Origin of the sequence: Pseudomonas laurylsulfativorans (genome assembly GCF_002906155.1) — a bacterium.
Taxonomy (GTDB): domain Bacteria; phylum Pseudomonadota; class Gammaproteobacteria; order Pseudomonadales; family Pseudomonadaceae; genus Aquipseudomonas; species Aquipseudomonas laurylsulfativorans.
The window spans coordinates 45,798-65,850 of sequence record NZ_MUJK01000004.1 but is presented as its reverse complement, the minus strand read 5'-3'; the positions used below and the strand labels follow the sequence as shown (position 1 = coordinate 65,850).

Below are 20,053 nucleotides of genomic sequence, written 5' to 3'. Positions count from 1 at the left end.
TGGAGAACGGAAATCTCAGGTTTCAGGGCCGCTTCGCGCCCCAACGGGAGCAAGCTCCCTCGCCACAAATGCGGTAACAAGTCTTATTTGAACGTTTGAATAAAGAAAACCCGATCGCGGCCGTTACAGGGCAAAGTCTCAGATATTTATCGAATAAGGACGCCTCCATGTCGCTCAGACAACTTTCCATCCAATGGAAAATCACCCTGCTGGCCGGGCTGTGCCTGGCGGGCATCGTGACCCTGCTGGTGGGTCTTTCGCTGTATCGCATGGAGCACAGTTCCGCGCTGGTGAAAGCCTCGAGCATGGAGATGCTGACCGAAGCGGCCGAGGCGCGGATCGAGTCCCAGGGCGAAAACCAGGCGCTGGGGATTCGCCAGCAGTTCATGGACGCCTATCAGTACGGCCACGGTTTCTCGCGGCAGGTGCTGTTCCTGCGTGACCAGGCCGAAAAGCGCTTTCTTGATGCCTTCGACCTGCGCGAAGACCTGACCCGCCAGGTCAAGTCGGCCCTGCAGGCCAATCCGGAGCTGCTCGGCCTGTCCCTGGTGTTCGAGCCCAACGGGCTGGACGGCAAGGACGAACTGTTCGCCGGCCAGGCCGAACTGGGCAGCAACGACAAGGGCCGTTTCGCCCTCTACTGGTCGCAGCCGACACCGGGCAAGGTGACCTCGATGGCGCTACCGGAAAAGGACATGGCCGACACCAGCACCGGCCCCAGCGGCGAAGCGGCCAACGCCTGGTTTACCTGCCCGCGCACCACGCTCAAGCCCTGCGTGATCGAGCCCTACTTCTATGAGATCGACGGCCAGAGCGTGCTGATGACCAGCATCGTTTTCCCGCTGATGGTCAACGGCAAAGTCATCGCCTCGCTGTCGGTGGACATCAACCTCAACAGCCTGCAAGCGGTCAGCCTGGGCGCAAGCAAGAAACTCTACGACGGCCAGACCAGTGTCAGCATTATCAGCCCGGCCGGTTTGCTCGCCGGCTACAGCCCGGACGCCAGCAAACTCAGCCAGCGCCTGGATGCCGTGGACAAGGCCAGCGGTGCCGAACTGCTGCGCATGCTCGGCGCCAGCAGCAAAACCGCCAGCCTGCACAGCAATCAACAGCTGAAAGTACTGGCACCCTTCCAGCCGATTCCCGGCGGCAAATCCTGGGGCGTGCTGCTCGACGTGCCGGAGAAAGTCCTGGTCGGCCCCGCCGAAGCCCTGAAAAAGCAACTCGATGACAGCAACACCGCCGGCACGCTGGTCGAACTCGGCCTGGGGGTACTCGCCGCGCTGCTGGGCTTGGTGCTGGTATGGCTGATGGCACGTAGCGTGACCAAACCGATTCTCGGCGTGGCACACATGCTCGAAGACATCGCCAGCGGCGAAGGTGACCTGACCCGCCGCCTGGCTTACGACAAGAAGGACGAACTGGGCCAGCTGGCCGGCTGGTTCAACCGTTTCCTCGACAAGCTGCAACCGATCATTGCCGAAGTGAAACGCTCGGTGCAGGACGCCCGCAGCACCGCGGACCAGTCGTCCGCCATCGCCACCCAGACCAGCGCCGGCATGGAGCAGCAATACCGTCAGGTGGATCAGGTCGCCACTGCCTCCCACGAGATGAGCGCCACCGCCCAGGACGTCGCCCGCAGCGCCGCGCAAGCGGCCCATGCCGCACGGGATGCCGATCAGGCGACCCGTCAGGGCCTGACCGTGATCGACCGCACCACCACCAGCATCGACAACCTCGCCGCCGACATGAGCGCGGCGATGGTTCAAGTCGAAGGCCTGGCAGCCAACAGCGAGAAGATCGGCACAGTACTGGAAGTGATCCGCGCGATTGCCGAACAAACCAACCTGCTGGCCCTCAACGCCGCGATCGAAGCGGCCCGTGCCGGTGAGGCCGGGCGCGGCTTTGCCGTGGTGGCCGATGAAGTGCGCAACCTGGCGCGGCGCACCCAGGAATCCGTCGAAGAAACCCGTGTGGTGATCGAACAACTGCAAAACGGTACGCAGGAGGTGGTGGGTTCGATGAACAACAGCCATCGTCAGGCCCAGGGTAGCGTCGAGCAGGTTGGCCAGGCCGTGACGGCGCTGCGCCAGATCGGCGACGCGGTGACCGTGATCAACGACATGAACATGCAGATCGCCAGTGCCGCCGAAGAGCAAAGCGCGGTGGCCGAGGAGATCAACAACAACGTCGCGACCATCCGCGACGTGACTGAGTCGCTGTCGGGCCAGGCCAATGAATCGGCGCGAGTCAGCCAGTCGCTCAACAGCCTGGCGAACCAGCAGCAGAGTTTGATGGACCAGTTCCGCGTTTAAACCCGCAACTGCAACTTTAACTGTAGGAGCGAGCTTGCTCGCGAAAAACCCGAGGGCGCCGCGGAGAATCAGATTCCCCGCGTCATCGTTGTTGATTTTCGCGAGCGAGCTCGCTCCTACAGGTTTGTGTGCCTCCAGCATGATGGCGAGTGGATATCTAGCAGAACCTGATTATGCTTCAGGGAACCTCGCAGCAATCAGCAACGTCAACTTCAAAGCAAGCTTTGCGTAGTCCGACGACTTCAGCCCCAGGGCCAGGGTGCGGCAACATTTGAGAGGTGCTCCGGCCTACAACAATAACAACGGAGAACACTCATGGCGGCCATCGACAACACCACCACGGGCAGCACGCCCAACCGCGGCATCACGAGGGAGGAACGCAAGGTTATCTTCGCCTCATCCCTGGGCACCGTGTTCGAATGGTATGACTTCTACCTGTACGGCTCCCTCGCGGCGATCATCGCCAAGCACTTCTTCGCCGGCGTCAACGAGACGACTTCCTTCATCTTCGCCCTGCTCGCCTTCGCCGCCGGCTTCGCTGTTCGGCCCTTCGGCGCCATCGTGTTCGGTCGGCTGGGCGACATGATCGGACGCAAACATACGTTCCTCATCACCATCGTGATCATGGGTGTCTCGACGGCGGTGGTGGGCTTGCTGCCCGGCTATGCGAGCATCGGCGTGGCCGCTCCGGTCATCCTGATCAGCCTGCGCCTGCTGCAAGGCCTGGCCTTGGGCGGCGAGTACGGCGGAGCAGCGACCTACGTGGCCGAACATGCACCGAAGGGCAAGCGCGGCTTCTTCACTTCGTGGATTCAGACGACTGCGACACTCGGCCTGTTTCTGTCGCTGCTGGTGATCCTCACCTGCCGCACCGTCCTCGGCACCGAAGCCTTCGAGGCCTGGGGCTGGCGGATTCCGTTCCTGCTGTCGATCCTGTTGCTGATCGTCTCGGTGTACATCCGCCTGCAACTGAGCGAGTCGCCGGTGTTCTTGAAAATGAAAGCCGAAGGCAAGGCCTCCAAGGCGCCTCTGACCGAGTCATTCGCTCGCTGGGACAACCTCAAGATCGTGATCATGGCCCTGCTCGGCGGCACCGCCGGCCAGGCCGTGGTCTGGTACACCGGACAGTTCTATGCGCTGTTCTTCCTGCTGCAGACCCTGAAGATCGACCCGCAGACGGCCAACTTGCTGATTGCCGGCTCGCTGCTGATCGGTACACCGTTCTTCGTCATTTTTGGCAGCCTGTCCGATCGCATCGGGCGCAAGGGCATCATCATGGCCGGCTGCATTCTAGCGGCCGCGACCTATTTCCCGATCTTCCATGCGCTGACCCAATACGGTAACCCCGACGTGTTCATTGCGCAGGAGAAGAACCCGGTCACGGTCATCGCCAATCCCGACCAGTGTTCGTTCCAGTTCGACCCGGTGGGCAAGGCCAAATTCACCAGTTCCTGTGACCTGGCCAAGACCGTGTTGGCCAAAAGGGCCATCCCCTACAAGAACGTGAGCGCCGAGCCGGGCGCTGTTGCGCAGGTGCGCATTGGCGAGAAAGTGATCGAGAGCTTCGAGGGCACCGGCATCCCGGCCGCCGACTTCAAGGCGAAAAACGACGCCTTTACCGCCACCCTCGCCACCGCCCTCAAGGACGCCGGTTACCCCGAGAAGGCCGACCCGGCCAAGACCAACTACCCGATGGTGCTGCTGCTCCTGACCATCCTGGTGATCTACGTGACCATGGTCTACGGCCCGATTGCCGCCTGGCTGGTGGAATTGTTCCCGGCGCGTATCCGCTACACCTCGATGTCACTGCCCTATCACATCGGCAATGGCTGGTTCGGTGGCTTCCTGCCGACGGTGGCGTTCGCCATGGTGGCGGCCACGGGGGACATCTACTACGGGCTGTGGTATCCGATCGTCATCGCGGTGATGACGGCTGTGCTGGGCATCTTCTTCATGCCGGAAACCAAGGATCGGGAGATTCATCACACCTGAGGTAGACACAAATCACTGTAGGAGCGAGCTTGCTCCGGGCGGCGTTCCGACGATGAACGCAAGGGCGCCGCGGTGAATCAGAAAGGGCGCGTCATCGTTAACGATCATCGCGAGCAAGCTCGCTCCTACAGGACGGCGATTATCTGTGTTTGGGCAATTCGATGACCACCTTCAACCCGCCCCACTCGCTGTCCAGCAACGACAGTTTGCCGCCCCAGCTATCGACGATGTCGCGCACGATCCCCAGCCCCAGGCCATGCCCCTCTGTTTGCTCATCCAGCCGCGTCCCTCGACTGAACACCTGATCACGACGCTCTGCGGGGATGCCCGGGCCGTCATCTTCGACACTGAGCTCAAACCCGCCCGCCGTTTCGACCACACTCACGCGAACCTCGGCATCCGCCCATTTGCAGGCGTTATCCAGCAGGTTGCCCAACAGTTCCAGCAGGTCCTCACGATCCCAGGGCAATTGCAGGCCGGTCGGTGCGCGGTAGCTCAGCGCCAGGTGTTCGCCATGGATCATGTTCAGGGTTGCCAGCAATCCGGGGAGTTCGCCATCGCAATCGAACAACGCACCGGGCAACGCATCGCCGGACAACCGTGCGCGATTGAGTTCGCGATTGAGTCGCTGCTGGACTTGCTCCAGTTGCTCCTTGAGGACTTTGCGCAGTTTCGGGTGCGCGTCCAGTTGCTCGCTTGAAGCCAGGCTCAACAGCACCGCCAGCGGCGTTTTCAAGGCGTGACCGAGGTTGCCCAAGGCATTGCGTGAGCGCTTGAGGCTGTCTTCGGTGTGGGCCAGCAAATGGTTGATCTGCGCCACCAAGGGTTCCAGTTCCACCGGCACCCGGTCATCGAGTTGCGAGCGCTGGCCCTGTTGCAACTGCGCAATCTGCTCGCGGGCCTGTTCCAGCGGGCGCAAGGCACGGCGCACGGTGATCCGTTGCAGCAATAGAATCAGCAGCAGCCCGGTCAAACCCAGGCCCAAGCCGATCTGCTGCATACGCCTGAAGCTTTCGCGTATTGGCGTGTAATCCTCGGCGACGCTGATGGAAATCGGCAGTCCCAGACGTCGATAGTCCGTACGCAATACCAGCAACTGTTGCCCTTCCGGCCCCAGTTGCAGGTTGTCCTGCAGGCCGGGTTGATCGAGCGCCGGCAGTTCCTGATCCCATAACGAACGGGAACGCCAATGGCCGTCGGCGAAATCAATGCGAAAATAATGCCCGGAAAACGGCCGCTGATAGGCTGGCGACAGACGTCGCTCATCCAGTTGCAAACCCTGCGGCCCGCGCACCAGTGCCGCCAGCAGGTTCTCGCTGTCATTGCGCAGCCCGGCTTCGAGGTAGCGCTGCAAACCCATTTCGAACAGCCACAGGCTGGTTTGCGCCAGCACCAGGCCAACGACCACCATCACGCTGATCAGGCCCAGGCTCAAGCGACGCTGGATCGATCTCACCGGGCTTGCCCGCCGAACAGGTAGCCCTGGCCGCGACGGGTTTCAATCACACTTTTGCCAAGCTTGCGGCGCAAGTGGTTGACGTGGACCTCCAGCACATTGGAATCGCGTTCGGTTTCACCGTCGTAGAGGTGTTCGGCGAGATGGCTTTTGGAGAGGATCTGCTCGGGGTGCAGCATGAAATACCGCAACAGGCGAAACTCCGCGGCGGTCAGCTGAATGTCCGCACCCTCGCGAACAACGCACTGGCGCCCTTCGTCCAGATGCAACCCGGCGGCCTGGAGCGTCGGCTGGTTGACCTGGCCATGGGAGCGGCGCAACAACGCCTGGATGCGCAAGAACAGCTCTTCGGGATGAAAGGGTTTGGTCAGGTAATCGTCGGCGCCGGCCTTGAGGCCTTCGATGCGCTCGGCCCAGGAACCACGGGCCGTCAGGATCAACACCGGCGTGACCAGCCCCGCCGCACGCCATTGCGCCAGCACCTCAAGCCCCGGCACGCCTGGCAAACCGAGATCGAGGATGATCAGGTCGTAAGGTTCGGTACTGCCCTGATGCACCGCATCGCGACCATCGGCCAGCCAGTCCACCGCATAACCCTGGCGGTTGAGGCCGGCCAGCAGTTCGTCGGCCAGGGGCACATGGTCTTCCACCAGAAGCAAACGCATGGATCAGTCTTCCTTGTCTTTGAGTAAACGGCCGGTGGTGGCGTCGATGTCCAGCTCGCGAACCACGCCTTCAGGGGTCAGCAACTCGACTTCATAAATGTAGACGTCATGCTTCTCTTCGAGCTCGGCTTCCAGCAGTTTCGCGCCGGGGTAACGATCCATCGCCTGCTGCAGCAATTGCTCCAGCGGCAGGATCACGCCCTGCTGACGCAGGCGCAGCGCTTCATCCTGGTCCAGGTCGCGGGCCATCACGACCGAACAAAATGCCAGGAGCACCAGCGCCATCCGGCTGCCGGTGCATCGATTGAATAAAAACACCTTCATTACGAATCCTGATGATCCTTGAGAACCTGCCCGCTGACAGCGTCTAATTCCAGATCCCAGTCGATGCCCTGGGGATCGCGCAGCTCTACCTTGTACAAGTACTTGCCGTAATGCTGTTCCAGCTCGGATTCATTGACGGTGGAACCCGGATGCCTGGCCAATGCGTTGGCGTTGAGGGTCTCGAACGACACAATGGTACCAGCGTCGCGCAATCTCAGCGCTTCATCCGGGCCAAGTTCGCGGGCGTGGGCGAAGCTCGCGATCATGCCGATGATGGACGCGGTGAACAGGGCTGTCAGGGTTTTCATGGGTGGCTCCGTATTTCTTCAGGTCTTGCCTGTGAGCGACACCTTAACCGGATGAACTTAATTGAAACTGAATGGCCATCACTGCCACCCCCAAGCCAGCTCCTACAGGGGTTGCGTATAATTCCTCCGCTGGCCACACATCGAGACCGCAATGACCGCCATCCACATCAAACTCCCTTCCCTGACCCTCAAGGCCGGTCCGCGTGCCTTTGCGCACATCCGCGCCAATGGCCTGAACGCCACCGAGGTCGGCACCCTGCCCGGCGCTGCCGGTGGACCGAAGGCGCTGGGGATTCAAGGTCTGGACCTGGCACTGTTCGGCGAGTGGCTGCCGGCCGCACCGCGGGAACGCTCGCTGATTGGTGCATCGGTGGGTTCCTGGCGCTTCGCCAGCGCCTGCCTGCCGGACGCCGCCGAGGGCATCCGGCGTCTCGGGCAGCTGTACACCGAGCAGAATTTCGCCAAGGGCGTGACCATGGCGCAGATCAGCCAGAGCTCCCAGCGCATGCTCAATGACCTGCTCGACGGTCGCGATGCCTCGATCCTGGCCAACAGCGATTACCGCCTGAACATCATGGTGGTCAAAAGCCACGGCCTGCTCGCCGACGATCATCGCGGTCGCCTGGGGTTGGGCCTGTCCTCGGTCATCGCCGACAACCTGCGCGGCCGGGCGCGGCTGGCCCGGCACTTCGAACGCCTGATCATCCACGACCCGCGCCTGGCGCCACCGGTCGACGCCTTGAACGACTTCCCGTCGCGCTTCGTCGCCCTCAATGCCGGCAATTTGCGCCAGGCCCTGCTGGCTTCGGGCTCGATTCCGATGGTGATGCAAGGCGTGCGCGACCTGCCGGGTGCCGGCGCCGGCACTTTCCGCGACGGCGGCCTGCTGGATTACCACCTGGACCTGCCTTACAGCGGCAACGACATCGTGCTTTACCCGCATTTCACCGACCGGGTGATTCCCGGCTGGTTCGACAAGACCCTGCCGTGGCGCCGCGCCTGCCCGGCACGCCTGCAAAACGTGCTGCTGCTGGCGCCGTCGAAGGAGTATCTGGCGCGCCTGCCCTACGGCAAACTGCCTGACCGTAACGACTTCAAGCGCTTCATGGGCGACGCCCCGAGCCGGCAGAAGTACTGGCGCACGACCATGGAGGAAAGCCGCCGCATGGGCGACGAATTCCTCGAACTGGCCGCCAACGGTCGCCTCGGCGAGCGCTTGCTGACCCTTTAGTCAGGACAAACTGATAAACTCGCCACCTGCCCGAATCGCTGCGGCGAACGCCACCTGAACAGAGCCGAAAACACTGTGGAAATCTTCAAGGAATTTACTTTCGAATCCGCCCACCGCCTGCCCCACGTACCGGACGGCCACAAGTGCGGGCGCCTGCACGGTCACTCGTTCAAAGTGGCAATCCACCTGAGCGGCGACCTCGACCCGCACACCGGCTGGATCCGCGACTTCTCGGAAATCAAGGCGATCTTCAAGCCGCTGTATGAGCGTCTGGATCACAATTACCTGAACGACATTCCCGGCCTGGAAAACCCGACCAGCGAAGTGTTGGCCAAGTTTATCTGGCAGGAATTGAAGCCCCTGCTGCCGGAGCTCAGCGCGATCCGTATCCACGAGACGTGCACCAGCGGTTGCATCTATCGCGGTGAGTAATTCAGACATCACCAATAACCTGTGGGAGCTTGCTCGCGAAAGCGGTGTGTCAGACGACATGTACAGTGACAGACACTCCCTCTTCGCGAGCAGGCTCGCTCCCACATTTTGAACTGGCGGGGATTGCCGATGCCGAGCTAACGTAGGGATATCGTCTACACGGTTCTCTATAAGGACTCACCCGATGCACATCATCAACGCCCGTCTGCGCAACCAGGAAGGCCTGCATGAGTTGAACCTGGAAAACGGCCTGATCAGCAGCATCGCCCGCCAGACCGAGGCTCCGACCCTGGGCCCTGGCGATCTGGATGCCTGCGGCAACCTGGTAGTGCCGCCCTTTGTCGAGCCGCACATCCACCTCGACGCGACCCTGACCGCCGGCGAGCCGCGCTGGAACATGAGCGGCACGCTGTTCGAAGGCATCGAATGCTGGGGCGAGCGCAAGGCGACCATCACCCAGGAAGACACCAAGGCCCGGGCGAAGAAAACCATCCAGGCCCTCGCCGCCCACGGCATCCAGCATGTGCGCACTCACGTCGACGTCACCGACCCGCAACTGACCGCGCTCAAGGCCATGCTCGAAGTGCGCGAGGAAAGCCGGCACCTGGTCGATCTGCAAATCGTCGCGTTCCCTCAGGAAGGCATCGAGTCGTACCACAATGGTCGCGAGTTGATGGAAGAAGCGATCCGCATGGGCGCCGATGTGGTCGGTGGCATCCCACATTTCGAGTACACCCGTGATCAGGGCGTCAGCTCGGTGAAGTTCCTCATGGACCTGGCCGAGCGCAGCGGTTGCCTGGTGGACGTGCATTGCGACGAAACCGACGACCCGCATTCGCGCTTCCTTGAAGTGCTCGCTGAAGAGGCCCGCAGCCGCGGCATGGGTTCGCGGGTGACGGCCAGCCACACCACCGCCATGGGCTCCTACGACAACGCTTACTGCGCCAAACTGTTTCGCCTGCTCGGGCACTCCGGCATCAGCTTTGTCTCCTGCCCCACTGAAAGCATTCACCTGCAAGGGCGCTTTGATAATTTCCCGAAACGCCGGGGCGTGACCCGGGTCAACGAGTTGCTGGAAGCGGGCATGAACGTGTGCTTCGGCCAGGATTCGATCGTCGATCCGTGGTATCCGCTGGGCAATGGCAATATTTTGCGGGTACTGGAAGCCGGGCTGCACATCTGCCACATGCTCGGTTATCGCAACCTGCAGAGCGCGCTGGACCTGGTGACGGACAATAGCGCCAGAGCCATGAACCTCGGCGAGCGCTATGGCCTGGAGCGCGGGCGGCCGGCGAATCTGCTGATTCTGTCGGCGGAGAGTGATTACGAAGTGATCCGCAGCCAGGGGTTGCCACTGTATTCGATACGCGAGGGCAAGGTGTTGATGAAGCGGACGATGCCGGTGGTGGAGTTCGCTGGACTGAGCTGAGTCTGGTGTTGACCGGGCGGACGCCATCGCTAGCAAGCCAGTTCCTACAGGGGATTTGTGGACGACACCGATCCACTGTAGGAGCTGGCTTGCCAGCGATGGCTATATCACATTCAATCCACCATTCGAGCCGTACCAAACAGACTGACCCGACTCAACTCCCCCCGTTCCTCTTCCAGCAAAATCGGCGCCGTGCCACCGGGCATCGTCACCCTCACCTCCCCGGCACTGACCCAACCCACCCGCCACGCCGCACTGGCCACCGCACTGGCGCTGGTCCCCGAGGACGCCGTCGGCCCCTCGCCCCGCTCGAACACCCGCGCGGCGATATGCCCTTCGGACAAGCGCATCGCCCATTGCAGATTGATCCCCGCCGGGCACGGTTTGCCTGCACCGACCGGCATGGCGTAGGCGATTCGCGTCAGCCCCTCACCCAATCCTGCTTCTCGCATCTGCTCGTTGCTCGGCAGATCCTCGGCACTGTCCACCAGTGTCACGCAATGGGGATTGCCGACCCGCGCGAACTGGCTGCGTGACCATGCGCCATTGAGTGCCGCCAATGGTTCAACGTGGCTGAGTTCACGACCGTTGAACACCACAGCTTCAACCCCGTGGGCACTGACCGCCGACGGCCCGAACCCGAGCTGCCCCAGATCGAGCCAGAAACCGCACACGCCATCGACCTCTGCGGCTTTCACTGAAGTCTGCCCCGGCGAAGGCGTATCAGCCTTGTCATGGTGAACCCTGAGCAGACAGGCTTCGTTCTCCGGCAATAGCCCTTGATCGCTCAATGCCTGGGAAAAGATCGCCAGCCCGTTGCCGCTGCGCTCGGCCAGGGTGCCGTCTGTGTTGACGATCAACAGATCAAAGGGTGGCGACGACTGGAAGGGCCCGACCAGCAAACCGTCACTGCGATGATCCTTGCTGCCGGGTGGTTGAGTGCCAGGCGCCCAGCTACAGCACGCCTCGATGGCCGCGAGCGCCCAGGCTTCCAGGGTTTGCGCGGCCTGGCTGGCCTGATCGGGCAAATCGATGCCCTGACGGCGCAATTCTTCGGGCGCTACCACGATGTAAATATTGCCCCGTGCATCGTACCGCTGCGCCATGGCGCCCTCCGTGTGTCATTGGAATGGCTCAACATATCGCGAAACACACCGGCGCTGTGCAACGATGTTGCCCTGTCTGACCGCAAAACTTTCCGGGCACTGATCGAACCCTCGCCGGTCGATCACTGTCCGTTGAGGACGCGACGCTTTCTGCCAAGGATTGTTATGACCAGCCTCAATAGCCAAACCACCTTCGTTCCCGGTCGCCTGGAACAGATGTCCACGCGCATCGCCTTTTTCATCGCCGGGTTCGGCATCGCCGCGTGGGCGCCGCTGGTGCCCTATGCCAAGGCTCGGGCCGGGCTGGATGAAGGCACCCTGGGACTGTTGCTGCTGTGCCTGGGTGTGGGTTCGATTCTGGCGATGCCACTGGCCGGGATCCTGGCCACGCGCTTCGGTTGCCGGCGGGTGACGACCGGCGGGACCTTGCTGATCTGCGCCGCCCTGCCGCTGCTGGCGACGGTGTCGTCGATGCCGGCCCTGATCACCGCGTTGTTCATGTTCGGCGCCGGCCTCGGCACCGTGGATTCGACGGTCAACTTGCAAGCGGTGATCGTCGAGCGCGCCAGTGGCAAAAACATGATGTCGGGGTTCCATGGCCTGTTCAGCCTCGGCGGGATTGTCGGCGCGGCGGGTGTCAGCGGCTTGCTTGGCCTGGGGATTTCACCGTTGGGGGCCACGCTGGTGGTGATCGTGCTGCTGCTGATCGCGCTGGCCAAGGCCGTACCGCACCTGTTGCCCTACGGCAGCGAGAGATCGGGACCGGCGTTCGCGGTGCCCCATGGCATCGTCCTGTTCATCGGCGGCATGTGCTTTATCGTATTCCTTGCCGAAGGCGCGGCGCTGGACTGGAGCGCCGTGTTCCTGGCCCAGGAACGTGGCATCGACACAGCCTATGCTGGACTCGGCTATGCAGCATTTGCCTTGACCATGACGGCCGGGCGGTTGACCGGTGACAACATCGTACGGCGGTTGGGCGCGACGCGGGTGATCGTGTTCGGCGGGCTGACGGCCGCCGCCGGTTTGTTCCTGGCGACATTCGCATCGAGCTGGGAGGCGGCGCTGGTGGGTTACGCGCTGCTCGGTGCCGGTTGCTCGAACATCGTGCCGGTGCTGTACACCGCGGTCGGCAAGCAGACGGTCATGCCCGAGAGCGTCGCCGTGCCGGCCATTACCACCCTGGGGTATGCGGGCATCCTGGCAGGCCCCGCCGTGATCGGCTTCATCGCCCATGGCAGTAGTCTGAGTTTTGCCTTTGCCTTGATGGCGGTGCTGCTGGTGGCGGTGGCGATTGGCGGGAGAGTGTTGAAGGTCTGAAAAGCATCGCTGGCAAGCCAGCGCCTACAAGGGATCCTGCGAACACATTATTTGTGTACGCCACTGATCAACTGTAGGAGCTGGCTTGCCAGCGATGAAGTGCACTCGGTCTATCAGAACCCGACACTGGCCTGCACGAAGAACGTGCGCGGCGCGCCGACGTACATGCCCGAGTTGTTGTCGCTGGAACGAGTGAAGTACTGCTTGTCGAAGATGTTTTTCACCCCGGCGCCCAGTTTCAGGTTCGACACCTGCGGACCGAAGTCATAGCCGCCACGGACGTTCCAGGTCACGTAACCCGGAATGTCACCGTACTGGCCGTCGGCGGTGCCTTCGGTGATGTAGTTGTTGCTGAAACTACCGTCGGCATTCACCGCGACGCCTGGCGAGCGCTGCTTGGACTGGGCGAAGGCGTCGAGGTTGTAAGTCCAGCGGTTGATGTCATAACGCAGCCCCGCAGTCGCTACCTGACGCGAGTAGAACGGCAGGTCACGGCCCTTGAAGTCTGGAATATCGCCTTCATAGACAGCGCGGGTGTAGGTGTAACCGGCATTGGCGGTCAGGCCGTCGAGGCGCGGGTCCAGTGCTGCCATGTCGTAGTGCACCGACGCCTCGATGCCGCGGTGCGTGGTCGCGCCAAGGTTGGTCCAGCCCACATCGTTGCTGATGTATTGCAGTTCGTCGTCGAAGTCGATGTAGAACAGCGTCACCTCACCGCCCCACACGTCATCGTTGTAGCGCGTACCGATTTCGTAGGTCTTGGCCTTTTCCGGCTCCAGGCCGTTGGCGGTGTTGTCGCCAATACCGCCCTGACCCAATTGGAAATACTGCAACGCGCCGAACGAGGTTTCGTAGTTGGCGAACAGTTTCCAGGCATCGGACATGTGATACATCACGCTCAGGGCCGGCAGCGGCTCGTTGCTTTCGATGCTGCGGTTCTTCTCCGGCACGCGCTTGCCCGCGGTGTCGAGCACCGGGCGGTCGTGCCAGTCGGTGCTGATGTGTTCGAAACGGATGCCCGGCGTGACGGTCCAGTTGCCGACGTCGATCTTGTTGTCGACATAGACCGAGTTGGCTTCGGTACCACCGGTGCGGTCCTGGAACACATGACCATCAGACGTCGGGGTAACCACCGGCACGTTGTTGACCAGGGCCAGACGGCTCGACTGCTCGTGCATGGCTTCTTTCAGGTAACGGTAACCGACGCTGACTTCCTGGGTGGTCGGGCCGACATCGAACACGTGGGACACCCGGGGCTCGATGCCGAGGGTGTAGTAAGTGCGCGGATAAGAGCTGAGGGTCTTCTGGTCACGGGCGGCGATGGTGCTGCCACGAAAACTGTCGGTGTAGTAGGTCAGCACTTCGGCCTGGGTGCGATCGTCGATTTGCCGAATCCACTTGAACGACACATCTTTGCGGCGGCCGCTGAAGTTGTCGTAGTCGCGCACCGACTGGAACGGGTCGGCATCGTACTGCGCCTGGGTCAGACCGCCGGGCATGTCGGCCTTGGCGTCGTAGTAGTGGAAGTTGAGGCTGAAATCGTCGACATCGGTGGGTGCCCAATGGGTCTTGAGGATCACGTCGTCGATGTCGTTGCCGTTGTTGCTTTCACGGTAACCGTTGCCGTTCACGCCGGAGTACAACAGCGCCACGCCCATGCCGTTGTCGGCGGTGCCGCCCATGAACGCGGTGTCGATGTGCTTCCAGCCACCGTGCTGCGACGTTTCCAGGGTAGTGCCGATTTCAGCCGAAGCTTGTTCCGGGATCGCGCGGGTCACGAAGTTGATCACGCCACCCACGTTTTGTGGTCCGTAGCGTACAGAACCGGCACCGCGCACCACGTCGATGCTGTCGAGGTTGCCGGAGGAAATCGGCGCCATGGACAGCTGCGGCTGACCGTAGGGAGCGAAGGCTGCCGGGACACCGTCGATCAGCACGGTAGAGCGAGGCGACAGGCGCGAGGTCAGGCCGCGCACGCCGACGTTGAGGGAAATATCGCTGCCACCCGTGCCGTTGGCGTCCTGCACTTGCACACCCGGCACGCGTTTCAACACGTCGCCGACGTTCATCGCGCCCTGCTCGATCATGGCTTCGCGACGAACCACCGTCCGCGCGCCCGGGTGGTTCTGCACCACGGCGGCATCGGCATCACCGAGCCAGTCACCGACCACCTTGATGTCGGTCACGCCCAGTTCCAATGGACCGTTGGCCGCCGAAGCCGGCGCAGGCATCAACGTCACCGAACCTTCATCGATCTGGTATTGCAGGCCGCTGCCTTGCAGCAACTGGCGCAGCGCGTCTTCCGGGGAAAGGTTGCCATCCACCGCCGGAGCCTGTTTGCCGGCAACCAGTTCAGGGCTGAAGAACACCTGAAGCGAGGTTTGCTGGCCCAACTGACTCAGGGCCTGTCCCAAGGGTTGCGCCGGGATGTGAATGCCATCGGCGGCAAAGGCCTGGGGCAGCGCAACGTTGACCGCCAGCGCAAGGGCCAACGGCAACCAGGGGAGTTTGTTGTTTTTAGCGGTGGAGTTTTTCACGTCGAACGTAGTCCTGTGGATCGCAAGAGTGTGCGCTTGTTAATGCAAACCAGTTGCAGTTGAACAGGAAGACGATGAACTCGAAAAAAACCTGAATTTTATTTAGAAATAATTTCCTGGCTGCCGTCGCCAAGGGTGCGCACGGCCACCGGCAGGATGTTCGGCAAGGCCTTGAGCAGCGCGTCGGTATTGTCGGATTTGAACACGCTGGTCAGGCGCAGATTGCCCACCGCTGCGCTTGCGACCTTCAGCGGCTTCTCCCGATAACGCGAGACCTGCTCGGCGACGTCGGCCAGGCTGGCGTTGTTGAAAACCAGTTTGCCACTGCGCCAGGCGGTCATTTCCGCCGGGTTGACCGCGTAGGCGGCGGCAACCTTGCCCCGGGCATCGACGTGGCTGCCAAGGCCTGCGGTCAGATTGATGAAGTCGTTGTCGGCGGCGTCGCGTCCCTGGACCCTGACGGTGCCCTGCTCCACCACCACCCGGGTTTCGCTGGCGCCGCGACGCACATCGAAACGGGTGCCGGTGACCGTGACCTTGCCGCTGCCCGCCGCGACCACGAAAGGCCGGTTGGTGTCGTGCTCGACGCTGAACATCGCTTCGCCTTCGCTCAGCTCAACGTTGCGTCGGTCCTGTTCAAAGCGCACCTGAATTCGGCTGCGGCTGTCCAGGTCCACCACCGAACCGTCCGGCAACGCCACTTGGCGCCGCTCATTCAGGGTCGTTGAAAACTCGGCGGTATAAGGCGCCGGATGATTCAGAGCGCTGAACAAGCCCAGCCCGAACGCCACCGCGAGCACGCTGGCGGCGACTGCATAACGCAGCACGGGACGAGATTTTTTCAGGGCTGGCGGGGTTTCGCACAGGGCACGCAGACGCGCCGCCGGCACCAGGTCGGCGGCGCGCCACAGATCCTGGAGCATTTCGAATTCGTTTCGGTGTTGGGGGTGTTCGTCCAGCCAGGCCTGAAACCGGTGACGCAGTTCGACATCGACGGCAGGCTCCTGCAAACGCACAAACCATAGCGCCGCATCGTCGCGAACCGTAGTTTGCCCGCACGCACAATCACGAGTATCCATCATGGAAGTTCCTGTTTGGCTGGGGAGGAGAAGGCAGGGGCAATCATGACTGCAACCCGTCCAGGCGATCACGCAGATGCCGAAGCGTGCGGATCATATACTTTTCCACCATGTTCTTGGACAGTCCAAGGCGTTCGGCGATTTCGGCCTGGGTCAGGCCTTCGATTTTCTGCCAGACAAACACCTTGCGGCAGTTGACCGGCAGTTCGGTGAGCGCCCGCTCGATGGAATCCGCCAACTGGATCGCGTGCATGAAATGCTCCGGGTCGCCGGTCGGCGACTCACTGAGATCAACCGCCTCTGACTCCATGGCGCCCCGCCGGTCCTCACGCCGATAACCATCCACGGCAATGTTGCGCGCGGTCTGGTGCAAATACGCCCGAGGCTGTTGCACCGCCGCCGAATCGGACTCAAGCACCCGCACGAAGGTGTCGTGGGCCAGGTCCTCGGCCTGCTGACGGTTTCTCAGGCGACGGGTCCAGGTGCCAACCAACTCTTCGTAATGCTCGAAAAAGCCGTGTCTGCGGGGCAGCTTGAGGGTCATTGCGGTGTGCTGTGGAGACGGGGCGTGAATAGTAATGCTTCCTATTAACTTGAGGCAATGGTTAGCAGTCCCCCTTGGTCGGGCACTTCGTCCGCTTGCCATTGTGCATTTCGTCAGCAAAGCTGGATGGCGGCACGCAACCAAAGAAATCTGGCAGGCATTCAAAAGCATCCATTGACGAGTTGTAACAAAGTTCAGGAATGCCCGTACCCGGCTTTTCCCCAGGAATTCACACATGTTCAGCTCCAAAGCATCGCCCAAAAGAACCCCGCTTGCCCGGCTCGCGCTGGCCATCACCCTGAGCACCCTCGGCCTGCCTTTCTGGGCGGGCAATGCCCAGGCCCACGGCGGTCACGCCGACATGGTGCCGCTGCAGGCGGGTCTTGAGGAATTTGGTGCCACGGTGAAATGGGACGATTACGCCAACCTGTTCACCATTGCCAAGGACGGGGTCTATCTCAAGGTCAAGCCCAACAGCAAAGTGGCGATGCTCAACGGCAAGCGTATCGAGCTGACGGTGCCGGTGGTGTTCAAGGATCACACCGCGTTCATGTCCACCGACTTCATCAACCAGGTGTTCCAGTCCGGGCTGGACAAGACCTTCGTCGTCGAGACCCGCCCCAACCCGCTCAATCCCCTGAGCGCGGCTGAAATCACCACGGCCGTGGACATCGTCAAGCAATCGGAAAACTACAAACCTGGTTTGCGCTTCACCGAAGTCTCGATCAAGGCGCCACCGAAGGATCAGGTGTGGAACTTCGTGTTTACCGGGCAGAACGTCACCCAGCCGCGTGAGGCCTCGATCGTGGTACTCGACGGCAAGCACGTGATCGAAGCGCTGGTGGATCTGGACACTAAACAACTGAAGTCCTGGAAGCCGATCGAAGGCGCCCACGGCATGGTGCTGCTGGACGATTTCGCCACGGTGCAATCGGCCGTTGAAAACAGTCCGGAATACGCCCAGGCCCTGGCTAAGCGCGGCATCAATGACGTGAAGAAGGTCGTGGCCACGCCGCTGACCGTCGGTTACTTCGACGGCAAGGACGGGCTGGCGCAAGACAAGCGCCTGCTGAAAATCGTCAGCTACCTCAACACCGATGACGGCAACTACTGGGCGCACCCGATCGAAGGCCTGGTGGCAATTGTCGACCTGGAACAGAAGAAACTGATCAAGATCGAAGACGAAGCGCTCATTCCGGTGCCAATGAAGCCGACGCCCTATGACGGTCGCGGACGCCAGGGCGTGGCGGTCAAACCGCTGGAAATCATCGAGCCCGAGGGCAAGAACTACACCATCAGCGGCAACAGCATTCACTGGCAGAACTGGGACTTCCACGTTCGCCTCGATTCGCGGGTCGGCCCGATCCTGTCCACCGTCACCTACGACGACAAGGGCAAGAAACGCAAAATCATGTACGAAGGCTCGCTGGGCGGCATGATCGTGCCTTACGGCGACCCGGACATCGGCTGGTACTTCAAGGCCTACCTCGACTCCGGCGACTACGGCATGGGCACCCTGACTTCACCGATTGCCCGCGGCAAAGACGCCCCGCAAAACGCCGTGCTGCTGGACGCCACCATCGCCGACTACACCGGCGCACCGACCGCGATCCCGCGCGCCATGGCGGTGTTCGAGCGCTATGCAGGGCCGGAATACAAACACCAGGAAATGGGCCAGCCCAACCTCAGCACCGAGCGTCGTGAACTGGTGGTGCGCTGGATCAGCACCGTGGGCAACTACGACTACATCTTCGACTGGGTCTTCCAGCAGAACGGCACCATCGGCATCGACGCCGGCGCCACTGGCATCGAAGCGGTCAAGGGCGTGAAGTCCAAGACCATGCACGAAGACACCGCCAAGGAAGACACGCGCTACGGCACCCTGCTCGATCACAACATCGTCGGCACCACGCACCAGCACATCTACAACTTCCGCCTCGACATGGACGTGGACGGCGAGCAGAACTCACTGGTGGAAGTGAACCCGGTGGTGCTGCCCAACGACCGTGGCGGCCCGCGCACCAGCACCATGCAGACCGAAACCAAAGTGGTCGGCACCGAGCAACAGGCGGCACAGAAATTCGACCCGTCGACCGTGCGCCTGCTGACCAACTTCAGCAAGGAGAACAAGGTCGGCAACCCGGTTTCCTATCAGCTGATTCCGTATGCCGGCGGCACGCACCCGGTGGCCAAGGGCGCCAACTTCGGCAAGGACGAATGGCTCTACCACCGCCTGAGTTTCATGGACAAGCAGCTGTGGGTGACCCAATACAACCCCGAGGAAAAATACCCGGAAGGCAAGTATCCGAACCGCTCGGACAAAGACTCGGGCCTGGGCCAGTTCACCCAGGACAACCACTCCATCGAGAACACCGACGACGTGGTCTGGCTGACCACCGGCACCACCCACATCGCCCGCGCCGAAGAATGGCCGATCATGCCGACCGAATGGGTGCATGTGCTGCTCAAGCCGTGGAACTTCTTCGATGAAACACCGACGCTGAACCTCAACGCACCGAAGTAACCAGGCAACACACAAGACCTGTGGGGGCAACTCCTGTGGGAGCGAGCTTGCTCGCGATGGCGGCGCGTCAGTCGACATAATTGTCTCTGATACACCGTTATCGCGAGCAAGCTCGCTCCCACAGGTTTAGTGGTGTTCAGGCAACATGCTTGATACCTACCCACCCAACTCCACCCGATCCAACACCCGGTTCACCGCCAGTTCCCCCAACAGGATCACCTGCGCAATCCCCAGCAGGGTATTGCGACTTGTCCCCTCCGTACGATCCGCCAGATCCATGGTCATGACGTTTGCCGATGCCAGTGACTCGCAGGCATGGGCTAGCAGGGTTTCGATGTCGAGTTCCGGATTGACGAAAAACATCGTGCACAGTTTGCGTGGAGTGGCGCGGATGTCGGCGGCTGAGGGGATGCGGTCGGGAGAAATTGAGTCGGAATCTATTGATGAGGATGTCGGATCAGTGTCCGGCGGATTCGGTGTGACCTTGAACATATTTGCAAACTCCTGGATGGAGCCGCGACCACCTGGCTACTAAACGAAGGGTGGCGGCTGTACGCAGGTTAGTAGACCGGGGAGTTAGCATTTACCGGCGCGCCGAAGCGCCCTGCGCACAGCCACCATCGAATACAGGTATATGAATACCTGACTGAAGGGGACGCTATGCACCTTACTAACAACCTAGGGCTACTAAACCCGATCACCGACAATCGGTGACGCGAATCAAGTTACCGAGCGCCCCCCAAGCGCACAAGCCGGCGGATTCTGGAGTATGTGTAGGCAACGACGCAAGGCGC

General features: G+C 61.6%; 16 protein-coding genes and 1 pseudogene. 8 read left to right on the top strand and 9 right to left on the bottom strand.

Annotated features, from left to right (window positions below):
• Positions 1-167: 167 nt before the first annotated feature.
• From B0D71_RS32375 to B0D71_RS14215, 3 genes and pseudogenes are all read left to right on the top strand, one after another.
• Positions 168-1,457, top strand: a pseudogene (locus B0D71_RS32375) (methyl-accepting chemotaxis protein); the annotation flags it as partial.
• 102 nt (positions 1,458-1,559) lie between these two features.
• Positions 1,560-2,315, top strand: a complete 756-nt coding sequence (locus tag B0D71_RS32370) for a methyl-accepting chemotaxis protein (protein ID WP_371917229.1) — start codon at positions 1,560-1,562, stop codon at positions 2,313-2,315.
• A 315-nt stretch (positions 2,316-2,630) separates the two neighbouring features.
• Entirely contained in the window at positions 2,631-4,307 is a 1,677-nt protein-coding gene (locus B0D71_RS14215) for an MFS transporter (RefSeq protein WP_103395319.1), read from the top strand.
• A 139-nt stretch (positions 4,308-4,446) separates the two neighbouring features.
• Here the strand turns inward: B0D71_RS14215 and B0D71_RS14210 are convergent, their stop codons facing one another.
• From B0D71_RS14210 to B0D71_RS14195, 4 genes are read right to left on the bottom strand one after another with little or no spacing between them, the layout of a single operon-like run.
• On the bottom strand, positions 4,447-5,763 hold the full coding sequence (locus B0D71_RS14210) for a sensor histidine kinase (RefSeq protein ID WP_103395318.1): 1,317 nt from the start codon (positions 5,761-5,763) through the stop codon (positions 4,447-4,449).
• On the bottom strand, positions 5,760-6,428 hold the full coding sequence (locus B0D71_RS14205) for a response regulator transcription factor (protein ID WP_103395317.1): 669 nt from the start codon (positions 6,426-6,428) through the stop codon (positions 5,760-5,762). Before B0D71_RS14205 ends, B0D71_RS14210 begins: the two co-directional genes overlap by 4 nt.
• A gap of 3 nt (positions 6,429-6,431) precedes the next feature.
• Positions 6,432-6,752 carry a PepSY domain-containing protein gene (locus tag B0D71_RS14200; RefSeq protein ID WP_103395316.1) on the bottom strand — a complete coding sequence of 107 codons (321 nt, stop codon included), beginning with the start codon at positions 6,750-6,752 and terminating at the stop codon, positions 6,432-6,434.
• On the bottom strand, positions 6,752-7,060 hold the full coding sequence (locus B0D71_RS14195; protein WP_103395315.1) for a PepSY domain-containing protein: 309 nt from the start codon (positions 7,058-7,060) through the stop codon (positions 6,752-6,754). Before B0D71_RS14195 ends, B0D71_RS14200 begins: the two co-directional genes overlap by 1 nt.
• Positions 7,061-7,211: 151 nt before the next feature.
• Here B0D71_RS14195 and B0D71_RS14190 point away from each other — a divergent pair, with 151 nt between their 5' ends.
• From B0D71_RS14190 to codA, 3 genes are all read left to right on the top strand, one after another.
• Positions 7,212-8,291 carry a patatin-like phospholipase domain-containing protein gene (locus tag B0D71_RS14190; protein ID WP_103395314.1) on the top strand — a complete coding sequence of 360 codons (1,080 nt, stop codon included), beginning with the start codon at positions 7,212-7,214 and terminating at the stop codon, positions 8,289-8,291.
• Between the two features lie 75 nt (positions 8,292-8,366).
• Entirely contained in the window at positions 8,367-8,723 is a 357-nt protein-coding gene (gene queD, locus B0D71_RS14185) for a 6-carboxytetrahydropterin synthase QueD (RefSeq protein ID WP_046042818.1), read from the top strand.
• A 184-nt stretch (positions 8,724-8,907) separates the two neighbouring features.
• Positions 8,908-10,152: a cytosine deaminase gene (gene codA / locus B0D71_RS14180; protein WP_103395313.1), complete on the top strand. Its 1,245-nt coding sequence runs from the start codon at positions 8,908-8,910 to the stop codon at positions 10,150-10,152.
• Between the two features lie 113 nt (positions 10,153-10,265).
• Here codA and B0D71_RS14175 read toward each other — a convergent pair whose 3' ends face one another.
• The gene (locus B0D71_RS14175) at positions 10,266-11,258 is read right to left on the bottom strand and encodes a diaminopimelate epimerase (RefSeq protein ID WP_103395312.1); all 993 of its coding nucleotides are present in this window, start codon (positions 11,256-11,258) and stop codon (positions 10,266-10,268) included.
• Positions 11,259-11,423: 165 nt separating this feature from the next.
• On the opposite strand from B0D71_RS14175, the gene B0D71_RS14170 reads away from it, so the two are divergent.
• The gene (locus B0D71_RS14170; RefSeq protein ID WP_103395311.1) at positions 11,424-12,575 is read left to right on the top strand and encodes an MFS transporter; all 1,152 of its coding nucleotides are present in this window, start codon (positions 11,424-11,426) and stop codon (positions 12,573-12,575) included.
• A gap of 113 nt (positions 12,576-12,688) precedes the next feature.
• On the opposite strand, the gene B0D71_RS14165 is transcribed toward B0D71_RS14170, so the two are convergent.
• The 3 genes from B0D71_RS14165 to B0D71_RS14155 all read right to left on the bottom strand — a co-directional run bounded on the left by B0D71_RS14165 (position 12,689) and on the right by B0D71_RS14155 (position 16,735).
• On the bottom strand, positions 12,689-15,112 hold the full coding sequence (locus B0D71_RS14165) for a TonB-dependent siderophore receptor (protein ID WP_103395310.1): 2,424 nt from the start codon (positions 15,110-15,112) through the stop codon (positions 12,689-12,691).
• Between the two features lie 98 nt (positions 15,113-15,210).
• Complete coding sequence (locus B0D71_RS14160) at positions 15,211-16,194, bottom strand: FecR family protein (protein ID WP_103395309.1); 984 nt, start codon at positions 16,192-16,194, stop codon at positions 15,211-15,213.
• A 40-nt stretch (positions 16,195-16,234) separates the two neighbouring features.
• Positions 16,235-16,735 (bottom strand): sigma-70 family RNA polymerase sigma factor, encoded by a 501-nt coding sequence (locus B0D71_RS14155; protein WP_103395308.1) that lies wholly within the window; start codon positions 16,733-16,735, stop codon positions 16,235-16,237.
• Positions 16,736-16,970: 235 nt separating this feature from the next.
• Here B0D71_RS14155 and tynA point away from each other — a divergent pair, with 235 nt between their 5' ends.
• Positions 16,971-19,259, top strand: coding sequence for a primary-amine oxidase (gene tynA / locus B0D71_RS14150; RefSeq protein ID WP_103395307.1), 2,289 nt, complete (start codon positions 16,971-16,973; stop codon positions 19,257-19,259).
• Between the two features lie 156 nt (positions 19,260-19,415).
• Here tynA and B0D71_RS14145 read toward each other — a convergent pair whose 3' ends face one another.
• The gene (locus B0D71_RS14145; protein WP_103395306.1) at positions 19,416-19,751 is read right to left on the bottom strand and encodes a DUF6124 family protein; all 336 of its coding nucleotides are present in this window, start codon (positions 19,749-19,751) and stop codon (positions 19,416-19,418) included.
• Positions 19,752-20,053 lie beyond the last annotated feature (302 nt).